General features: G+C 61.3%; 16 protein-coding genes and 1 tRNA gene. All 17 read left to right on the forward strand.

From position 1 onward, the window contains the following. A partial coding sequence (locus tag BUB53_RS20565) for an EF-Tu C-terminal domain-related protein (protein WP_200797770.1) occupies positions 1-92 on the forward strand: 92 nt, incomplete at its 5' end. Positions 93-248: 156 nt separating this feature from the next. Next, a complete protein-coding gene (locus tag BUB53_RS20570; protein ID WP_073037718.1) occupies positions 249-905 on the forward strand; it encodes a CatB-related O-acetyltransferase in 657 nt (218 codons plus the stop codon). Positions 906-1,193: 288 nt separating this feature from the next. Beyond that, positions 1,194-2,054 (forward strand): HTD2 family dehydratase, encoded by an 861-nt coding sequence (locus tag BUB53_RS20575; RefSeq protein WP_073037720.1) that lies wholly within the window; start codon positions 1,194-1,196, stop codon positions 2,052-2,054. Further along, on the forward strand, positions 2,051-3,289 hold the full coding sequence (locus BUB53_RS20580; RefSeq protein WP_073037722.1) for a CoA transferase: 1,239 nt from the start codon (positions 2,051-2,053) through the stop codon (positions 3,287-3,289). The genes BUB53_RS20575 and BUB53_RS20580 overlap by 4 nt, the downstream gene beginning before the upstream one ends. A gap of 97 nt (positions 3,290-3,386) precedes the next feature. Continuing rightward, a tRNA-Trp gene (locus BUB53_RS20585) sits at positions 3,387-3,462 on the forward strand. Positions 3,463-3,687: 225 nt separating this feature from the next. Further along, entirely contained in the window at positions 3,688-4,425 is a 738-nt protein-coding gene (locus BUB53_RS20590; RefSeq protein ID WP_073037724.1) for a hypothetical protein, read from the forward strand. A gap of 117 nt (positions 4,426-4,542) precedes the next feature. Beyond that, a complete protein-coding gene (secE, locus tag BUB53_RS20595) occupies positions 4,543-4,740 on the forward strand; it encodes a preprotein translocase subunit SecE (RefSeq protein ID WP_073037726.1) in 198 nt (65 codons plus the stop codon). A 193-nt stretch (positions 4,741-4,933) separates the two neighbouring features. Next, positions 4,934-5,467, forward strand: a complete 534-nt coding sequence (nusG, locus tag BUB53_RS20600) for a transcription termination/antitermination protein NusG (protein ID WP_073037728.1) — start codon at positions 4,934-4,936, stop codon at positions 5,465-5,467. A 106-nt stretch (positions 5,468-5,573) separates the two neighbouring features. Then, a complete protein-coding gene (gene rplK / locus BUB53_RS20605) occupies positions 5,574-5,999 on the forward strand; it encodes a 50S ribosomal protein L11 (protein WP_073037730.1) in 426 nt (141 codons plus the stop codon). Between the two features lies 1 nt (position 6,000). Beyond that, on the forward strand, positions 6,001-6,699 hold the full coding sequence (rplA, locus tag BUB53_RS20610) for a 50S ribosomal protein L1 (RefSeq protein WP_073037732.1): 699 nt from the start codon (positions 6,001-6,003) through the stop codon (positions 6,697-6,699). 245 nt (positions 6,700-6,944) lie between these two features. Continuing rightward, positions 6,945-7,463: a 50S ribosomal protein L10 gene (rplJ, locus tag BUB53_RS20615; protein WP_073037734.1), complete on the forward strand. Its 519-nt coding sequence runs from the start codon at positions 6,945-6,947 to the stop codon at positions 7,461-7,463. Positions 7,464-7,539: 76 nt separating this feature from the next. Further along, positions 7,540-7,920 (forward strand): 50S ribosomal protein L7/L12, encoded by a 381-nt coding sequence (gene rplL, locus BUB53_RS20620; protein WP_073037737.1) that lies wholly within the window; start codon positions 7,540-7,542, stop codon positions 7,918-7,920. A gap of 240 nt (positions 7,921-8,160) precedes the next feature. Then, the gene (gene rpoB / locus BUB53_RS20625) at positions 8,161-12,303 is read left to right on the forward strand and encodes a DNA-directed RNA polymerase subunit beta (RefSeq protein ID WP_073037740.1); all 4,143 of its coding nucleotides are present in this window, start codon (positions 8,161-8,163) and stop codon (positions 12,301-12,303) included. A 102-nt stretch (positions 12,304-12,405) separates the two neighbouring features. Beyond that, positions 12,406-16,650 carry a DNA-directed RNA polymerase subunit beta' gene (gene rpoC, locus BUB53_RS20630; RefSeq protein ID WP_073037742.1) on the forward strand — a complete coding sequence of 1,415 codons (4,245 nt, stop codon included), beginning with the start codon at positions 12,406-12,408 and terminating at the stop codon, positions 16,648-16,650. A 155-nt stretch (positions 16,651-16,805) separates the two neighbouring features. Continuing rightward, positions 16,806-17,822: a C4-dicarboxylate TRAP transporter substrate-binding protein gene (locus tag BUB53_RS20635; RefSeq protein WP_073037744.1), complete on the forward strand. Its 1,017-nt coding sequence runs from the start codon at positions 16,806-16,808 to the stop codon at positions 17,820-17,822. Positions 17,823-17,915: 93 nt separating this feature from the next. Continuing rightward, the gene (locus tag BUB53_RS20640; RefSeq protein ID WP_073037746.1) at positions 17,916-18,563 is read left to right on the forward strand and encodes a TRAP transporter small permease; all 648 of its coding nucleotides are present in this window, start codon (positions 17,916-17,918) and stop codon (positions 18,561-18,563) included. Next, complete coding sequence (locus BUB53_RS20645) at positions 18,563-19,963, forward strand: TRAP transporter large permease (RefSeq protein WP_073037748.1); 1,401 nt, start codon at positions 18,563-18,565, stop codon at positions 19,961-19,963. The genes BUB53_RS20640 and BUB53_RS20645 overlap by 1 nt, the downstream gene beginning before the upstream one ends. Position 19,964: the final 1 nt, after the last annotated feature.

The raw sequence follows: 19,964 nt of genomic DNA on the forward strand, positions 1-19,964 counted from the left end.
CCCCGATTGCCATGGAAGACGGCCTGCGCTTCGCCATCCGCGAAGGCGGCCGCACCGTCGGCGCCGGCGTCGTCTCCAAAATCATCGACTGATCCGACGATCATATCGGTTCGGAAAGGGCGCCTGTTCGGGCGCCCTTTTCTTTTTCCGGTGTGCGATATAGATTGAAGCACTTCGATGGAGGATATCGTGAACAAAGCTGCCTGACCAAATCCTTATGCCTTGATCCCGGTAGAGGCCGCTTTCCGATGCCCAATTCCTTTCCGCCTCCGCACCTGCGCCATCCACTGATCTTGCCGGACGGCACGACCCATATCGGCACGGTGTTCCTGAAGGCCGTCATCGACCACCCACGTATCGAGGTCGGCGAGTATACCTATGCCGATGCCTTTGATCCGCCCGCAAACTGGGCGGCGCGGTTGGCCCCGTACCTGCATCCGCAATCGTCCGAGCGGTTGGTGATCGGCAAGTTTTGTCAGATCGCCGATGGCGTGGAATTCATCACCGCGTCGGCCAATCACCGTTATGACGGAGGATCGAGCTATCCTTTCGCCCTTTTCGATGGTGGTATCGGCACCGAACGTGCCTCGTTACCCAGACCGGGGCCAGACACGGTGATCGGGAACGATGTCTGGCTTGGTCGTCGGGCAATGATCTTGCCGGGTGCGCAGGTTGGTGACGGGGTGATTGTCGGCGCGGGTGCCGTGGTGGCAGGTGAGGTGCCGGCCTATTCCATCGTGGCCGGCAACCCAGCGCGCGTGGTACGCCAACGATTTGCATGCCGAACTGCCGAACGCTGGCAGGCTTTGGCGTGGTGGGACTGGCCGATTGCCATGATCCTTGAGCATGAAGAGGCGATCTGCGGTGGTGATCTGTCTGTGCTCGAACAGGTTAGGCCGACCTGAAGGCAAGGCCTGAGCGATCCGAATGAACGGGGTTTCGGGCAAAGCTGGGTCAATCCGCCGCAATGTGCGGTCGGTGGATCATCGGGTTTTCAGGTGCAGAAACAGCCGGTTTTCCCGCTGCGTTTCTGTTGGAACAGATCGGATTTTTCCGATGTAAAACAATGCGGCTGCAAGTTTTCTGCATATGCAGTATCGGGGAATGCATACCATGGTATTCAGCTAAGTCATTGAAAACTTGATTTTTTTCCAACTTCCCGCAGGCTTTAGGGAGCAGCGGAGGAGAGGCTTATGGATCAGTTGAACGTCAAGGCCTGGGAGGGGCGGACCGATCACGAGGAAGGCTGCATTTCCGAGCGGCGGGCTGCGGAAATCCATGCGACGCTGGGTGCAGGGCACGGACCGGCCCCGCGCGAGGGGGAGGAGATGGGCCCGCTGTGGCATTGGTGTGCGTTCAACCCGACGGTTCCGCTGAATGAACTGGCGCGCGACGGGCACCCGGCGCTTGGGGATTTCCTGCCGCCCGTCCGGCTGGAGCGGCGCATGTGGGCCAGTGGCCGCCTGACCTTTGGTGCGCCGCTGCGTGTGGGCGAGAGGCTGAGCAGACGGTCCTTCATCCGCTCCGTGGCCGAGAAGGAGGGCAAGACCGGGCCGATGGTGCTGGTTTCGGTCGATCACAGGATTTATGGCGAGCGGGGGCTGGCCATCGAGGAACGCCAGGACATCGTTTACCTGGACATCCCCGACAGGTTCCGCCCGCCCGCCGAGCGGCCCTTGCCGCCCGATCCGGTTCTGCACAGGCGACAGCCGATCAGCGAGGCCTTGCTGTTTCGCTATTCGGCGCTGACCTTCAACGCGCATCGCATCCATTACGACCTGCCTTATGCGCAGGAGGTCGAGCATTATCCCGGCCTTGTGGTGCATGGCCCGATGCAGGCGACATGGCTGATTCAGGCCGCGTGCCGGTACAGGGGCCGCCGCCCGCGCCATTTCGATTTCCGGGCGGTGCATCCGGTGTTCCTGACGCCGGGGGACAGCCACGAGCTGGATATCATGGCGAGTGAGGATGAGACCGGCGCGCTTCTGCTGTGCACGGGGCAGGGTGGGTATCAGGGGATGCAGGCCACCGCGATGTGGGAGGAAACCGTATGACCCGGATTTTGAAAGGGATGCGCGTGGTCGAGGGATCGGCCTTTGTGGCAGTGCCGCTTGCGGGGATGCAACTGGCGCAGATGGGCGCCGAGGTGATCCGGTTCGACCGTATCGAGGGCGGGCTGGACGCGGGGCGCTGGCCGCTGGCGCCATCGGGGCGCAGCCTGTTCTGGGCGGGACTGAACAAGGGCAAGAAATCCATTGCCGTCAACATGCGCAGCCCCGAGGGGCAGGAACTGATCACCCGGATCGTGACCGCGCCGGGCGAGGATGCGGGGCTGTTCCTGACCAACCTGCGGGTGCGTGGCTGGATGGATTACGAGACGCTCAGCCAGTATCGCCGCGATCTGATCATGGTGACGCTGATGGGTGACAGGCATGGCCGGCCGCAGGTGGATTACACGGTGAACCCGGCGCTCGGCATTCCCGACATGACCGGACCCGAGGATCATGACGCGCCCGTGGCCAGTGCGCTGCCGGCATGGGACCTGATCGCGGGGAACATGGTGGTGTCCTCGCTGCTGGCCGCTGAAAGGTACCGTTTGCGCCACGGCGAGGGGCAGGAGGTGGAAATCGCGCTCAAGGACGTGGCGGCGGCGACCATCGGCCATCTGGGCATGATCGGCGATGCGGTTCTGAACGACGAGGAGCGCGGCAAGGCGGGCAATTCGCTGTATGGCGCCTATGGGCAGGATTTCATTTGCGCCTGCGGCCAGCGCGTGATGGTCATCGGCCTGACCGCGCGGCAATGGTCGGGGTTGGTCAAGATCACCGGGACCGGCCGGCAGATGGAGATGCTGGCCAAACGCTCGGGCCGCGATCTGCGCGATGAGGGTGTGCGTTGGGCGTTGCGCCACGAGATCACGGATATTCTGGCCCCGTGGTTCGCCGCGCGACGGGTCGGGGATTTTGCCGACTCGTTCGACAAGGCTGGTGTCACGTGGTCGATTTTCCGCAGCGTGAAAGAGGCGGTTCGGCACGATCCCGATCTGGGCGAGGCCAACCCGATGTTTTCCATGCTGGATCAGCCGGGGCTGGGCCGGTTTCCGGTGCCGGGCTGCGCGGCGGAGTTTTCGGCGCGGGCGCGCACCAAGCCTGCCCCGGCCCCGGACCTGGGCGAGCATACCGAGGAAATCCTGGGCGATGTGGCACGGCTGAGCGACACCGAGATATCGCAATTGTTCGACAAGGGCGTGGTGGAAAGCCCCCGTTATACGGCGCGGTCTGCCGCCTGAGCCGCGCGAAAGGGGGATATTTTCGGAAAAGCCGCGACAAAGTCCTGAAAGGCGGCTTGATTCCCGTGCGCATGTGCCTTAATTCGGCGCGAGGTACAGGGGTATAGCTCAGCTGGTAGAGCGACGGTCTCCAAAACCGTAGGTCGCGGGTTCGAACCCTGCTGCCCCTGCCAAAATCTCCAGCAGAATTGATGTTGTTTGTTGCGCCGGATCGCCCGGTTCCGCGGTTTTCCGGGGATTGTGTGCGCTTTGGAAACTGCGCCACGATTGTGGCCCGTGTCTGCCATGATTTTGCCCGATTTCGGCCCCACTAATACCGTGAATCGACTGGGTCGCGGCAGGTGTCTGTATTTCCGGATATTGCTGCGTTGGGGGTGTTGATTTGAATGAGTGCTGCCATGACCGATGTACCGGCGTCCAGTAAGCGCAGGGTGTCATACCTGCCGCATGATGGCGAGGAATTGCAGGGGAAAACCCCGGAAGACGCGTGTTCGCCCGAAGTGGCGGAGCAAACTGCGGATCGCCTGATCCAGCGCATGATGCTGGACCAGAAGCGCGAGATGAATCGCAAGAGCCTGCCCGAGATCGCGCCGAGCGAACCAGAGCCCGCGCCTGCCCCGAAGACCCGGCCCGCGCGGCACAGCCGGAATATTTCGAAGCAGGTGGCCGAGGGGATTTTCGATCATGGAGACCCCGAGCCGGATGCGGCGATCCCATCGCGCCTGCCGGGTATCCTGACCAGAGTGAAAGCCTACCGCCCGAACCGCCGGACGCTGGTATTGTGCGGGCTTGCCGCGATCGTGATCTGGCGGCCCCTGCTGATTCCGTCGCTGGTGCTTATCTTTGTTCTGGTCACGGCGATTGCCTATCTGACGCTTGGGCATGACCGGTTTTTTGAAATCCTGTCGGCGCGCTGGACACGCTTTGCCATGCGCCGCCCGGCAATGGCCGAAGGATTCAGGCGGCGGGCCGATGGGATGGCATTGCGTTGGGATGCGATTCTGGACCGGCTGCCGGAAAAATGGGCCGGGCGCCTGGCCTTGCCCGATTTCTCCGATGCCGGAGCGGATCAAATGAAACTGGACGATGCGCCCGATCCGTTCGACCGTCTGGCCGCCGAACGACATCAAGGCTGAAACGCCGTCAGCATTTGGATGCATGGATATGGCCAGGGGGCGACCCTTGGCCCTTGAATTTGTGCGCTGGCCCGCGTATGTGCCCCGTCAACCCGTATGAGAAAGAAGACAGCGCCCATGGCACGCACCAATCCGCTTCAATTCATTCAGCAGGTTCGCTCGGAAGTGGCCAAGGTTGTCTGGCCGACCCGCCGCGAAGTGCTGTTGACCACGGTGATGGTCTTTATCATGGCCGCGCTGACGGCTGTGTTCTTTGCCCTCGTCGATCTTGGCATTCGCAGCGGATTGCAGGGGATTCTGGCGCTGTTTGGCTGATCGGGCAGAAAATCCGGCCTTGGACCTTGAAATCAGGGGCGATGGGCGGTAATTGGCTGCACACTTCGGGACATGGCGCGCGGCGATTCGGGTTGCGCGCCGCTTTTTGTTTCGGAGACACGGGGTGAAACTCCCCTGAGAATTCTGGAATTTTCGGTCTTGTGGCCGGTAACGACAAGGGCATGGGTCGGACATGGCAAAACGGTGGTACTCGGTCAGTGTTCTCTCGAACTTCGAGAAGAAAATCGCCGAGCAGATCAGACAATCCGTTGCCGAGCAAAGCCTCGAGGATCAGATCGACGAAGTTCTGGTTCCCACTGAAGAAGTGATCGAGGTGCGTCGCGGCAAGAAGGTGACGACCGAGCGTCGTTTCATGCCCGGTTACGTGCTGGTGCACATGGAAATGTCGGATCAGGGGTATCACCTGATCAACTCGATCAACCGGGTGACCGGATTTCTTGGCCCGCAGGGCCGCCCGATGCCGATGCGCGATGCCGAGGTGAACGCGATCCTGAACCGCGTTCAGGAAGGCGAAGAGGCGCCGCGGACCCTGATCCATTTCGACGTGGGCGAGAAGGTCAAGGTGAACGATGGCCCGTTCGAGGATTTCGACGGCATGGTCGAGGAAGTGGACGAAGACAACCAGCGCCTGAAGGTGACGGTGTCGATCTTTGGCCGGGAAACCCCGGTGGAACTGGAATTCACTCAGGTCACCAAACAGGCCTGACGTGTGAGCCGTGGGAGGCGAGGGCGCCGCGGCGCCCGGACCGCACCACACAACTGAGACCCCGAGGGGCGCGCCCTGACGGGAGTTGGAAAGAAGGAGAGGCCAGATGGCCAAGAAACTCGCAGGCACGATGAAGTTGCAGGTGCCCGCAGGTCAGGCGAACCCGTCCCCGCCCGTGGGGCCGGCGCTTGGTCAGCGTGGGATCAACATCATGGAATTCTGCAAGGCGTTCAACGCCAAGACGCAGGAAATGGAGCCCGGTGCGCCGTGCCCGACCGTGATCACGTATTATCAGGACAAGTCCTTTGACATGGACATCAAGACGCCCCCCGCGTCTTACTACCTGAAGAAGGCCGCCAAGCTGAAATCCGGGGCAAGCACTCCGGGCCGCGCGACCGCAGGGTCGGTGACCACCAAGCAGGTGCGTGAAATCGCCGAAGCGAAGTGGAAAGACCTGAACGCAAACGACGTCGAAGCCGCGATGAAGATCATCCTCGGCAGCGCGCGTTCCATGGGCATCGAGGTGAAGTAAGATGGCAAAGCTTGGAAAACGTACCCGCGCTGCCCGCGAAGCCTTTGCCGGCAAGGAAAACCTGAGCGTCGAAGACGCCGTTGCCCTGGTCAAGGCCAATGCAAACGCCAAGTTCGACGAAACCATCGAGATTTCGATGAACCTGGGCGTCGATCCGCGTCACGCCGATCAGATGGTTCGCGGTGTTGTCGGCCTGCCGAACGGCACCGGCAAGGACGTACGCGTTGCCGTGTTCGCCCGTGGTCCGAAGGCCGAGGAAGCCCAGGCCGCCGGTGCCGATATCGTCGGTGCCGAAGACCTGATGGAAACCATTCAGGGCGGCACGATCGAATTCGATCGCTGCATCGCGACCCCGGACATGATGCCGATCGTCGGCCGTCTGGGCAAGGTGCTGGGCCCGCGTAACCTGATGCCGAACCCCAAGGTGGGCACGGTGACCATGGACGTGGCGGATGCCGTCAAGAACGCCAAGGGTGGTGAAGTGCAATTCAAGGCCGAAAAGGCCGGTGTGGTTCACGCCGGTGTCGGCAAGGCGTCCTTCGACGAAGGCAAGCTGGTCGAAAACGTACGCGCCTTCGTGGCCGCCGTTTCCAAGGCCAAGCCGACCGGCGCCAAGGGCACCTATATGAAGAAGATTTCGCTGACCTCGACCATGGGTCCGGGTGTCAGCATCGACGTGGCCAACGCCGCGTCGGAATAAGAATTTGCGCCGGTCCGGACGGGCCGGTGTGAATGGCGGGGCCGCGAACCGGCCCCGTCCTGTCCGAGATGGAGGGTTGGGCGAACGTCCAATAATTCCTTCCTGAGATGGGGAACGAGATGAGATTCAGCGAAGGTTACCGCCTTCGGGTGATCTTGGGCTCGGGACCCTGAAATTGGACCCGAACGGCGGGGCGACCCGCCAAACTTGAGCCGGGGGGAGACCCCCAAAACTGGAGTGAAACTGTGGATAGAGCCCAGAAAGAGAAAGTGGTCGAGGAACTCGGCCAGATCTTCGAAAGCTCTGGCGTCGTAGTGGTTGCCCACTACGCGGGTCTGACAGTTGCCGAGATGCAGGATCTTCGTGCGCGTGCCCGCGACGCCGAAGCCTCCGTTCGCGTCGCCAAGAACAGGCTCGCCAAGATCGCCCTAGAGGGCAAGCCGTGCGAAAGCATTGGCCAATACCTCTCGGGTATGACCGTTCTGACCTATTCCGAAGACCCCGTGTCGGCCGCCAAGGTCGCCGAAGGGTTCGCCAAGGACAACTCGAAATTCGAGATCCTCGGCGGTGCAATGGGGTCGGACGCTCTGGACCGTGCCGGTGTCAAAGCCGTGTCCGACATGCCGTCGCGCGAAGAGCTGCTTGCTCAGATCGCTGGTATGCTGGGTGCGCCCGCTTCGAACATCGCCGGTGCAATTGGCGCCCCTGCTTCGAATATCGCGAGCATCCTTTCGACCATCGAAGAGAAGGCGGAAGCTGCGTAAGCGAGCAACTGGAATATCTGCGTATGGGTTATTGCCCGACGTTGGAACACATCTTTAATACGGAAAGAGCTGAAAAATGGCTGATCTGAAAAAACTGGCTGAAGAGATCGTTGGTCTGACGCTTCTCGAAGCACAAGAACTGAAAACCATCCTGAAGGACGAGTACGGCATCGAGCCCGCAGCAGGCGGCGCTGTCATGATGGCGGGTCCGGCAGGCGACGCAGGCGGCGCAGCCGCTGAAGAGCAAACCGAGTTCGACGTCATCCTGAAGTCGGCCGGCGCCTCCAAGATCAACGTGATCAAGGAAGTCCGCGGCATCACCGGCCTGGGCCTGAAAGAAGCCAAAGAGCTGGTCGAAGCCGGTGGCAAGGCCGTCAAGGAAGGCGCTTCGAAAGAAGAAGCCGAAGACATCAAGTCGAAGCTGGAAGCAGCCGGCGCAGAAGTCGAGCTCAAGTAATCGGCTTTCCGGGGCAACCCGGAGCGATTTGTCAGGCTGGGTCCGGATTTCCGGGCCCAGCCGAACCTGTCTCAGAAAGGCCCTGACGGAACAGGGGTTTTCTAAGGCGAGGTTCACGCGATCGGGAGGCCCCTGGTGGGACAGGGGCCGGGAATGGATCGCACCCGCCATCTCGGATGGTTGCGCTGCTGGGGCCCGACAGCGCGCGCAGCCAGTGAGAAACGAAAGGTGACCAGACACATGGCTCAGACCTTCCTTGGCCAGAAACGTTTGCGCAAATATTTCGGCAAAATCCGCGAAGTGCTGGATATGCCGAACCTGATCGAGGTTCAGAAATCCTCGTATGATCTTTTCCTGAAATCCGGCGATCAGCCCGAGCCGCAGGACGGCGAGGGGATCAAAGGGGTTTTCCAGTCGGTCTTCCCGATCAAGGATTTCAACGAAACCAGCGTGCTGGAGTTCGTGAATTACGATCTGGAACGTCCGAAATACGATGTCGAAGAATGCATGCAGCGCGACATGACCTACAGCGCCCCGCTGAAGGTGACGCTGCGCCTGATCGTGTTCGATGTCGACGAGGATACCGGCGCCAAGTCGGTGAAGGACATCAAGGAACAGGACGTGTTCATGGGCGACATGCCCCTGATGACGCCGAACGGCACGTTCATCGTGAACGGTACCGAACGCGTGATCGTCAGCCAGATGCACCGCAGCCCCGGCGTGTTCTTCGACCATGACAAGGGCAAGACCCACAGTTCGGGCAAACTGCTGTTCGCCTGCCGGATCATTCCCTATCGCGGCTCGTGGCTGGATTTCGAATTCGACGCCAAGGACATCGTGTTCGCCCGGATCGACCGTCGTCGCAAACTGCCGGTGACGACCCTGCTCTATGCCCTCGGGCTGGATCAGGAAGGCATCATGGATGCCTATTACGACACGGTCGATTACAAGCTGAAGAAGAACAAGGGCTGGGTCACCAAGTTCTTCCCCGAGCGTGTGCGCGGTACGCGCCCGACCTATGATCTGGTCGATGCCAAATCGGGTGAGGTGATTGCCGAGGCGGGCAAGAAGGTGACACCGCGCGCGGTCAAGAAACTGATCGACGAAGGCGAGGTGACCGAACTCCTGCTGCCGTTCGAGCTGATCGCGGGCAAGTTCGTGGCGCGCGACATCATCAACGAGGAAACCGGTGCGATCTATGTCGAGGCCGGTGACGAGTTGACGATCGAGCGCGACAAGGATGGCGACATCATTGGCGGCACGGTCAAGGAACTGCTGGATGCGGGGATCAGCGACATTCCCGTTCTGGACATCGACAACATCAATGTCGGCCCCTACATCCGCAACACCATGGCCGCGGACAAGAACATGAACCGCGAAACCGCGCTCATGGATATCTACCGCGTCATGCGCCCCGGTGAACCGCCGACGGAAGAGGCCGCTTCGGCCCTGTTCGACACGCTGTTCTTCGACGCCGAGCGCTATGACCTCAGTGCCGTGGGCCGTGTGAAGATGAACATGCGCCTTGCCCTGGACAAGCCGGATACGCAACGCACGCTGGACCGCGAAGACATCGTCGCCTGCATCAAGGCGCTGGTCGATCTGCGTGACGGGAAGGGCGATATCGACGATATCGACCACCTCGGCAACCGTCGTGTGCGTTCTGTTGGCGAGTTGATGGAAAACCAGTACCGCGTCGGCCTGCTGCGCATGGAGCGCGCCATCAAGGAGCGCATGAGCAGCGTCGAGATCGACACTGTCATGCCGCAGGACCTGATCAACGCGAAACCCGCCGCGGCTGCGGTGCGTGAATTCTTCGGCTCGTCGCAGCTGTCGCAGTTCATGGACCAGACCAACCCGCTGTCGGAAGTCACCCACAAACGCCGCCTGTCGGCGCTTGGGCCGGGTGGTCTGACGCGTGAGCGCGCGGGCTTCGAGGTGCGCGACGTGCACCCGACGCACTATGGCCGGATGTGTCCGATTGAAACGCCGGAAGGGCCGAACATCGGCCTGATCAACTCGCTGGCGACGTTTGCCCGCGTGAACAAGTACGGCTTTATCGAAACGCCCTATCGCAAGGTCGATAACGGCAAGGTCACCGACGAAGTGGTCTATATGTCCGCGACCGAGGAAATGCGCCATACCGTGGCGCAGGCCAACGCCAAGCTGGACGATGACGCAAAGTTCGTGAACGATCTGGTTTCGACCCGTCAGTCGGGCGAATACATGCTGGCGCCGAACGAGTCTGTCGATCTGATCGACGTGTCGCCCAAGCAGCTGGTCTCGGTTGCCGCGTCGCTTATTCCGTTCCTGGAAAACGACGACGCCAACCGCGCGCTGATGGGGTCGAACATGCAACGTCAGGCCGTGCCGACGCTGCGCTCGGAGGCGCCGCTGGTCGGCACCGGGATCGAGGGCGTCGTGGCCCGCGACTCGGGCGCGTCGATCATGGCGAAACGTGCCGGTGTCATCGACCAGGTCGATGCGGCCCGTATTGTTGTGCGCGCCACCGAGGATCTGGAAATCGGCGATCCGGGTGTCGATATCTACCGGATGCGCAAATTCCAGCGTTCGAACCAGAACACCTGCATCAACCAGCGTCCGCTGGTGAAAGTGGGTGACAAGGTGCAGAAAGGCGAGGTGATCGCCGATGGCCCGTCCACCGATATGGGGGAACTGGCGCTTGGCAAGAACGTCATCGTCGCCTTCATGCCCTGGAACGGTTACAACTACGAGGACTCGATCCTGATCTCGGAACGGATCGCGCAGGATGACGTATTCACCAGCGTCCATATCGAGGAATTCGAAGTGGCCGCGCGCGACACCAAGCTGGGGCCGGAAGAGATCACCCGCGATATCCCGAACGTGGGCGAGGAAGCGCTGCGCAACCTTGACGAGGCGGGTATCGTCTATATCGGTGCCGATGTGGAGCCGGGCGATATCCTGGTGGGCAAGATCACCCCCAAGGGCGAAAGCCCGATGACGCCGGAAGAAAAACTCCTGCGCGCCATCTTCGGCGAAAAGGCCAGCGATGTGCGTGACACGTCGCTGCGCGTGAAGCCGGGGGATTATGGCACCGTGGTCGAGGTGCGTGTGTTCAACCGCCACGGCGTCGAAAAAGACGAGCGTGCGCTTCAGATCGAGCGCGAGGAAGTCGAGCGTCTGGCCCGTGACCGGGACGACGAACTGGCGATCCTTGATCGTAACATCTATGCGCGTCTCAAGTCGCTGATCCTGGGCAAGGTTGCCGTCAAGGGGCCGAAAGGCGTCAAGGCAAATTCCGACATCACCGAAGAGTTGCTGGAAACGCTGACCAAGGGTCAGTGGTGGCAGCTGGCCCTGAAGGATGAAAAAGACGCCCAGATCGTCGAAGCCCTGAACGAGCAGTACGAGCAGCAGAAACGCACGCTCGAAGCCCGCTTCGAGGACAAGGTCGAGAAAGTCCGCCGTGGCGACGACCTGCCGCCGGGTGTGATGAAGATGGTCAAGGTCTTCATCGCCGTGAAGCGCAAGTTGCAGCCGGGCGACAAGATGGCCGGTCGTCACGGGAACAAGGGTGTGATTTCCAAGGTCGTGCCGATGGAGGACATGCCGTTCCTTCAGGACGGGACGCCGGTCGATTTCTGCCTCAACCCGCTGGGTGTGCCGTCGCGGATGAACGTTGGTCAGATCCTCGAAACCCACATGGGCTGGGCCGCGCGCGGCCTTGGCATCAAGGTGGACGAGGCATTGCAGGAATACCGCCGGTCGGGCGATCTGACCCCGGTACGCGAAGCGATGAAACTGGCTTATGGCGAGGATGTCTATGACGAAGGCATCGCTGGCATGGACGAAGGCCAGCTTGTCGAAGCGGCGGGTAACGTGACCCGCGGTGTGCCGATCGCAACGCCGGTCTTCGACGGTGCGAAAGAGGCCGACGTGAACGACGCGCTCAAGCGTGCCGGGTTCGATGAATCGGGCCAGTCCGTTCTGTATGACGGGCGCACGGGCGAACAGTTCAGCCGTCCGGTGACGGTGGGTGTCAAATACCTGCTGAAACTGCACCACCTGGTCGACGACAAGATCCACGCACGTTCGACCGGGCCGTACAGCCTTGTCACGCAGCAGCCCCTGGGCGGTAAGGCCCAGTTCGGCGGCCAGCGTTTCGGCGAGATGGAAGTCTGGGCACTGGAAGCTTACGGCGCCGCTTACACCCTGCAGGAAATGCTGACGGTGAAATCGGACGACGTGGCAGGCCGGACCAAGGTCTACGAGTCGATCGTCAAGGGCGAGGACAATTTCGAAGCCGGTGTGCCGGAATCGTTCAACGTTCTGGTCAAGGAAGTGCGCGGCCTCGGCCTCAACATGGAACTCCTGGATGCGGAGGAGGAAGACGCGGAGTGATGTGCGAGCGGTGCGCAGTAAATGCGCACCCTACACCCACGCCGCAGGGTGTGCCCTTGGGGCGCACCTTCCCCCGCACCCTCTCAGAATTGAGGACATCAAATGAACCAGGAACTCACAAACAACCCGTTTAACCCGGCCGCCCCGGCCAAGGTGTTCGACGAGATCAAGGTCAGTCTTGCCAGCCCCGAGCGTATTCTCAGCTGGTCCTATGGTGAGATCAAGAAGCCCGAAACGATCAACTACCGCACGTTCAAGCCTGAACGCGACGGTCTGTTCTGTGCGCGCATTTTCGGCCCGATCAAGGACTACGAATGCCTGTGCGGCAAATACAAGCGGATGAAATACCGCGGTGTCGTCTGCGAAAAATGCGGTGTCGAGGTGACGCTGCAAAAGGTCCGCCGCGAGCGTATGGGCCATATCGAACTGGCTGCGCCCTGTGCGCATATCTGGTTCCTCAAGTCGTTGCCGTCGCGCATCGGCCTGATGCTGGACATGACCCTGCGTGATCTCGAACGCGTCCTGTATTTCGAAAACTACGTGGTGATCGAACCCGGCCTGACCGATCTGACCTATGGCCAGATGCTGACCGAAGAAGAATACATGGATGCCCAGGATGCCTATGGCATGGATGCCTTCACCGCCAATATCGGCGCCGAGGCGATCCGCGAGATGTTGCAGAACATCGACCTCGAAGCCGAGGCCGAGCAACTGCGCGCCGACCTGGCCGAAGCCACGGGTGAGCTGAAGCCCAAGAAGATCATCAAGCGTCTCAAGGTCGTGGAATCCTTCATCGAATCCGGCAACCGCCCGGAATGGATGGTGATGACGGTGATCCCGGTCATTCCGCCCGAGCTGCGCCCGCTGGTGCCGCTGGACGGTGGCCGTTTCGCCACGTCGGACCTGAACGATCTGTATCGCCGGGTGATCAACCGGAACAACCGCCTCAAGCGCCTGATCGAACTGCGTGCGCCCGATATCATCGTGCGTAACGAAAAGCGGATGCTGCAGGAATCGGTGGATGCGCTGTTTGACAACGGCCGCCGTGGTCGCGTCATCACCGGCGCCAACCGTCGTCCGCTGAAATCGCTTTCGGACATGCTGAAGGGCAAGCAGGGCCGTTTCCGCCAGAACCTTCTGGGGAAACGGGTCGACTTTTCGGGCCGTTCGGTCATCGTGACCGGCCCGGAACTGAAGCTGCATCAGTGCGGCCTGCCCAAGAAGATGGCGCTGGAACTGTTCAAGCCGTTCATCTACTCGCGGCTGGAAGCCAAGGGCATGTCCTCGACCGTGAAGCAGGCTAAGAAGCTGGTGGAAAAGGAACGCCCCGAAGTCTGGGATATCCTTGACGAGGTGATCCGCGAACACCCCGTGCTGCTGAACCGTGCGCCAACGCTGCACCGTCTGGGCATTCAGGCGTTCGAGCCGGTTCTGATCGAAGGCAAGGCCATTCAGTTGCACCCGCTGGTCTGCTCGGCCTTCAACGCCGACTTCGATGGCGACCAGATGGCCGTGCACGTTCCGCTGAGCCTCGAGGCGCAGTTGGAAGCGCGTGTGCTGATGATGTCGACGAACAACGTTCTGTCGCCCGCCAACGGCGCGCCGATCATCGTTCCGTCGCAGGATATGGTTCTGGGCCTCTACTATACCTCGATCATGCGCGAAGGCATGAAGGGCGAAGGCATGGCCTTTGCCTCGATCGAAGAGGTGCAGCACGCGCTGGACGCGGGTGAAGTGCATATGCACGCCAGGATCACGGCGCGCGTTCCTCAGATCGACGAGGAAGGTAACGAGGTCATGCAGCGGTTCGAGACCACGCCGGGCCGTGTACGCATCGGCGCGCTTCTGCCGCTCAATGCCAAGGCGCCGTTCAGCCTTGTCAACAAGCTGCTGCGCAAGAAGGAAGTGCAGCAGACGATTGACACCGTGTACCGTTATTGCGGGCAGAAAGAGTCGGTCATTTTCTGTGATCAGATCATGTCGATGGGCTTCAAGGAGGCGTTCCGCGCCGGGATCAGCTTTGGCAAGGACGACATGGTGATCCCCGACCAGAAATGGACGATCGTCGAAGACACCCGTGAGCAGGTGAAAGGCTTTGAACAGCAGTACATGGACGGCCTGATCACTCAGGGCGAAAAGTACAACAAGGTGGTCGATGCCTGGTCGAAGTGTAACGATCAGGTCACCGACGCGATGATGAACACCATCTCGGCCGAGGTGCGTGACGAGAATGGCGCGGTGAAAGAACCCAACAGCGTTTACATGATGGCCCACTCGGGCGCGCGGGGCTCGGTCACGCAGATGAAACAGCTGGGCGGCATGCGCGGCCTGATGGCCAAGCCGAACGGCGACATCATCGAAACGCCGATCATCTCGAACTTCAAGGAAGGTCTGACCGTTCTGGAGTATTTCAACTCCACCCACGGTGCCCGTAAGGGTCTGTCTGATACCGCCCTGAAGACCGCGAACTCGGGCTATCTGACCCGCCGTCTGGTCGACGTGGCGCAAGACTGCATCGTGCGCGAGCATGATTGCGGGACCGACCGCGCGATTACCGCCGAAGCGGCTGTCAACGACGGCGAAGTCGTCGCGACGCTGGGTGAACGTGTTCTGGGCCGTGTCGCGGCAGAGGATATCGTGAACCCGACCACCGAAGAGGTGATCGTCAAGGAAGGCGAGCTGATCGACGAACGTACCGCCGATGCGATCGAGGCTGCCGCCGTTCAAACGGCGCGTATCCGCAGCCCGCTGACCTGTGAGGCCGAGGATGGCGTTTGTGCGATGTGCTATGGCCGTGACCTGGCGCGCGGCACGATGGTGAACACCGGCGAAGCCGTGGGCATCATCGCGGCGCAGTCGATCGGCGAGCCCGGTACGCAGCTGACGATGCGGACCTTCCACATCGGCGGCGTTGCGCAGGGTGGTCAGCAATCCTTCCAGGAAGCCAGCCAATCGGGCATGATCGTGTTCGAAAATGCTCAGACGCTGGAAAACGCGTCGGGTGAAACGCTGGTCATGGGTCGCAACATGAAGCTGCGGATCATGGGCGAAAACGACGCCGAACTGGCCAGCCACAAGGTGGGCTACGGTACCAAGCTGTTCGTCAAGGACGGCGACAAGATCGAACGGGGTGACAAGCTGTTCGAATGGGACCCGTATACTCTTCCGATCCTGGCCGAGAAGGCGGGTACCGCCAAGTTCGTGGATCTGACCAGCGGCGTATCGGTGCGCGACGTGACCGACGATGCCACCGGCATGACCCAGAAGATCGTGACCGACTGGCGCGCAGCGCCCAAGGGCAACGAACTCAAGCCTGAGGTCCTTGTCGTGGGTGACGATGGCGAGCCGGTCCGCAACGATGCGGGCAATCCGGTGACCTATCCGATGTCGGTGGACGCGATCCTGTCGATCGAAGACGGCCAGAAGATCGAGGCCGGCGACGTGGTCGCGCGTATCCCGCGTGAAGGCGCCAAGACCAAGGATATCACCGGCGGTCTGCCGCGTGTGGCCGAACTGTTCGAGGCGCGCCGTCCCAAGGATCATGCGATCATCGCCGAGATCGACGGGTATGTGCGGTACGGGCGTGACTACAAGAACAAGCGCCGTATCAGCATCGAACCCGCCGACGAGTCGCTGGAGCCGATCGAGTACATGGTACCCAAGGGCAAGCACATCCCCGTTCAGGAAGGGGATTTTGTCCAGAAGGGCGATTATATCATGGACGGCAACCCGGCGCCGCATGACATCCTGTCGATCATGGGGGTCGAGGCCCTTGCCGATTACATGATCGACGAGGTGCAGGACGTCTATCGCTTGCAGGGCGTGAAGATCAACGACAAGCACATCGAGGTTGTCGTGCGCCAGATGCTACAGAAGTGGGAGATTCTCGATAGCGGGGATACCACGCTTCTGAAAGGCGAGCATGTGGACAAGGCCGAGTTCGATGCGGCGAACGAGAAGGCGATTGCCAAGGGCGGTCGTCCGGCACAGGGCGAACCGATCCTGCTGGGCATCACCAAGGCATCGCTGCAGACGCGTTCGTTCATCTCGGCGGCATCGTTTCAGGAAACGACTCGCGTGCTGACCGAAGCCTCGGTTCAGGGCAAGCGCGACAAGCTGGTGGGTCTCAAGGAGAACGTCATCGTGGGCCGTTTGATTCCGGCTGGCACGGGTGGCGCGACCCAGAAGGTCCGTCACATTGCGCAAAGCCGCGATAACGTCGTGATCGAAGCCCGCCGCGAAGAGGCCGAGGCCGCTGCGGCCCTGGCGGCGCCGGTCGAAGACGATATCGTCGGTGGCGACGATTTCGACAACCTGGTGAATACGCCGGAAAGCCGCGAAGACTGATCCCGGATCGGGACGGTTCAGAAAATCAGGCCCCGCCGGATGTTCCGGCGGGGTTTTTTCTTGCTATGGCTTGCGGTTTACAAGTGCCGCGGGGGCGGGCAATCTCCCTGTAACGGGCTTTAGCCCGGTCAAAATATAAATAAGGGAGAACACTGATGCGCAAACTGCTTGGAAAAACCGCGATTGCGGCACTGACGCTGGCCTTTGCCACCGAAGCGATGGCAACCGAATGGAATGTCTCGCTGTGGGGCAAACGCCGTGCGTTTACTGAAAACACCGAAAAGCTGGCGGAACTGGTCGCCGAGAAGACGAATGGCGAGTTCACCCTGAATATCAGCTATGGCGGCCTGTCCAATAACCGTGAGAACCTTGACGGTATCAGCATCGGTGCATTTGAAATGGCGCAGTTCTGCGCGGGCTACCACCGCGACAAGAATCCGACGATCACGGTTCTGGAGTTGCCGTTCCTCGGTGTCGAGACGCTGGAACAGGAACGTGAATTGTCGATGGCGCTCTATGAGCAACCCGCCGTCAAGGAGGATCTTGCCCGCTGGAACGCGACCCTGCTGATGCCGTCGCCGATGCCGCAATATAACCTTGTCGGTCTTGGCGATGCGCCGCGGACGCTGGAGGATTTTGCCGGTCTGAGCGTGCGCGCCACCGGCGGGATCGGTGCGGCGATGGAAGCGGTCGGCGCCGTGCCGACCTCGATGTCGGCCACCGAGGTGCGACAGTCTCTGGATAGCGGCGTGATCACGGCGGCAGCCTTTGCGCCGCATGCGCATATGTCGTTCGGCACGATCGAGAACGCCAAGTGGTGGACCACCAACCTGAACCCCGGCACCGTGAACTGCCCGGTGGTGGTGAATACCGACGCTCTGGAGGGGCTGTCCGATGAGCATCGCGAGGCGCTGCTCAGCTCGGTTGACGAAGCGTTGGACTATTACGTGGACAATTACACCAACAACACCATGAGTGCCTGGGGACCGGCGCTGGATGAGCGCGGGATCGAGCGGATCAGCTATGATGCCGATGCGCTGGCCGCGTTCCGCGATCAGGTTGCCGGCCCTGCTGCCGAGGCATGGATCGCAGACATGAGCGCCCGTGGCCTGCCCGCGCAGGAGCTTTACGATTTCGCCACTGCGAAACTGGCCGAACTGAAGGGCGAGTGATCGCCGGGTGCGATTGATGCCTCTGGCTGCGTCCGGTCGTGTCCGGGCGCGGCCCATTGGGTTATGCCGTAATCGAAAACAAAGGGGGCCGGGATGGCAGGTGCCGCATCTGTGCTGTCAGATGACAGCCGCCTCAGCCGGGTTGACCAGACGCTCTATAAACTGGAGCGATTGCTCGCGCTGTTGAGCGGTCTGGCGGTATTCGCGTTGATGATCCTCGCGGTGATCTCGGTCGCAGGGCGTAATTTCTTCAATCAGCCCTTGCCCGGCTATGTCGACTGGATCGAACAGGCGATGCCGTTGATCGCCTTCATGGGGGTCGCCTATACGCAGCGCGACGGCGGACATATCCGTATGGATATCGTTGTGGGAGCGCTCAGGGGGCGGTGGCTGTATCTGGCCGAGATCGTCACGACGCTGGCCATCCTGATTTTAGTGGTGCTTCTGGTCTGGGGCAGTTGGGCGCATTTCGAGCGCAGCTTTGATTGGAACTCACCACTCTGGAGCCGGGACAGTTCGATGGATATCGCCTTGCCGCTTTGGCCTGCCAAATTGCTGGCGCCCGTGGCGTTCTCGGTGCTGTGCCTGCGTCTGATCCTGCAACTTTGGGGATTTGGCCGGGCGTTCTGGCTCGGTGAGGCGCAGCCCGTTGCCGTGCCTCTGGTTCTGGACGCGGCGACGCAGGCCGCGCAAGAGGCCGAACATGTCAGTACCCGTGAAGACGGCGGGGGAGAGGTCTGATGGACACGATCGACATCGGACTTGCCGTTACCGGCGGATTGCTTGTTCTGGTGGTGCTTGGAATGCGCGTGGCTTTTGCTGCGGGTTTGGCCGGGCTGGTCGGGCTGATCTGGATATTCTGGTCCAAGAAGGGCTATGCGCCCGATGACTTTGGCTGGGCGCTGACCGTGGCGGCTAAAACCGCCGGTCAGGTGCCGCATTCCAAGGTCAGTTCCCAAGCGCTGAGCCTGATCCCCACCTTCATCCTGATTGGGTATCTGGCCTATTACGCCGGGCTGACCCGCGCGCTGTTCGAGGCGGCCAAGCGCTGGATCGCGTGGGTGCCGGGCGGATTGGCGGTGTCCACCGTCTTTGCCACGGCCGGGTTCGCGGCCGTATCGGGGGCGAGCGTGGCCACGTCAGCGGTTTTCGCGCGTATCGCCATCCCCGAGATGCTGAAGATCGGCTATGACAAGCGGTTCGCCGCGGGGGTCGTGGCCGCGGGCGGGACACTGGCCAGCCTTATCCCGCCATCGGCGATTTTGGTGATCTATGCGATCATCGTGGAGCAGGATGTTGGCAAGCTGCTGCTGGCCGGGTTCATCCCCGGTGCCTTTTCGGCGGTGATCTATGGGCTGTTGATCGTCGGGCTGGCCTTGACGATCAAGGGCTTCGGCCCGCCGGTGGGCGGGTTTACATGGCGCGAACGGCTGGTGTCTCTTCCGCCGGCGCTGCCCATCGTTCTGGTCGTCGTGACGATCATCTTTTTCGTTTACAATCCGTTTGGTGGCGATGCCTGGGGCACGCCCACCGAAGGCGGAGCCATCGGGGCGTTCATCGTGTTCCTCATGGCGGTCTGGCGTGGGATGCGCTGGGCCGAGTTGAAAGACGCCCTGCTGGAAACCGCCAAGCTGAGCGTGATGATTTTCACCATCATCTGGGGCGTGCTGATCTATGTGCGCTTTCTGGGGTTTGCCGATCTGCCGGGGGCGTTTGCCGACTGGATCACGTCGCTGACCCTGCCGCCCATGCTGATCCTGATCTGCATCCTGCTGGCCTATGCGGTGCTGGGGATGTTCATGGATGCCATCGGCATGCTGCTGTTGACGCTGCCGGTGGTTTACCCGGCGGTCATGGCCCTGAACGGGGGTGAGTTCGTCAGCGCCGCTGACAGCGCCTTTGGCATGTCGGGGCAGATGTGCGCGATCTGGTTCGGCATCCTCGTGGTCAAGATGGCCGAGTTCTGCCTGATCACGCCGCCCATCGGGCTGAACTGCTTTGTCGTGGCCGGGGTGCGCCCCGACCTGAGCGTGCAGGACGTGTTCCGGGGCGTGATGCCGTTCTTTATCGCGGATGCGATCACCATTGGCCTGCTGGTGGCATTCCCGATGATCGTGTTGTGGCTGCCGGGCCTGGCCTGAT

The organism is Roseovarius pacificus (assembly GCF_900142665.1).
Taxonomy (GTDB): Bacteria; Pseudomonadota; Alphaproteobacteria; order Rhodobacterales; family Rhodobacteraceae; genus Roseovarius; species Roseovarius pacificus.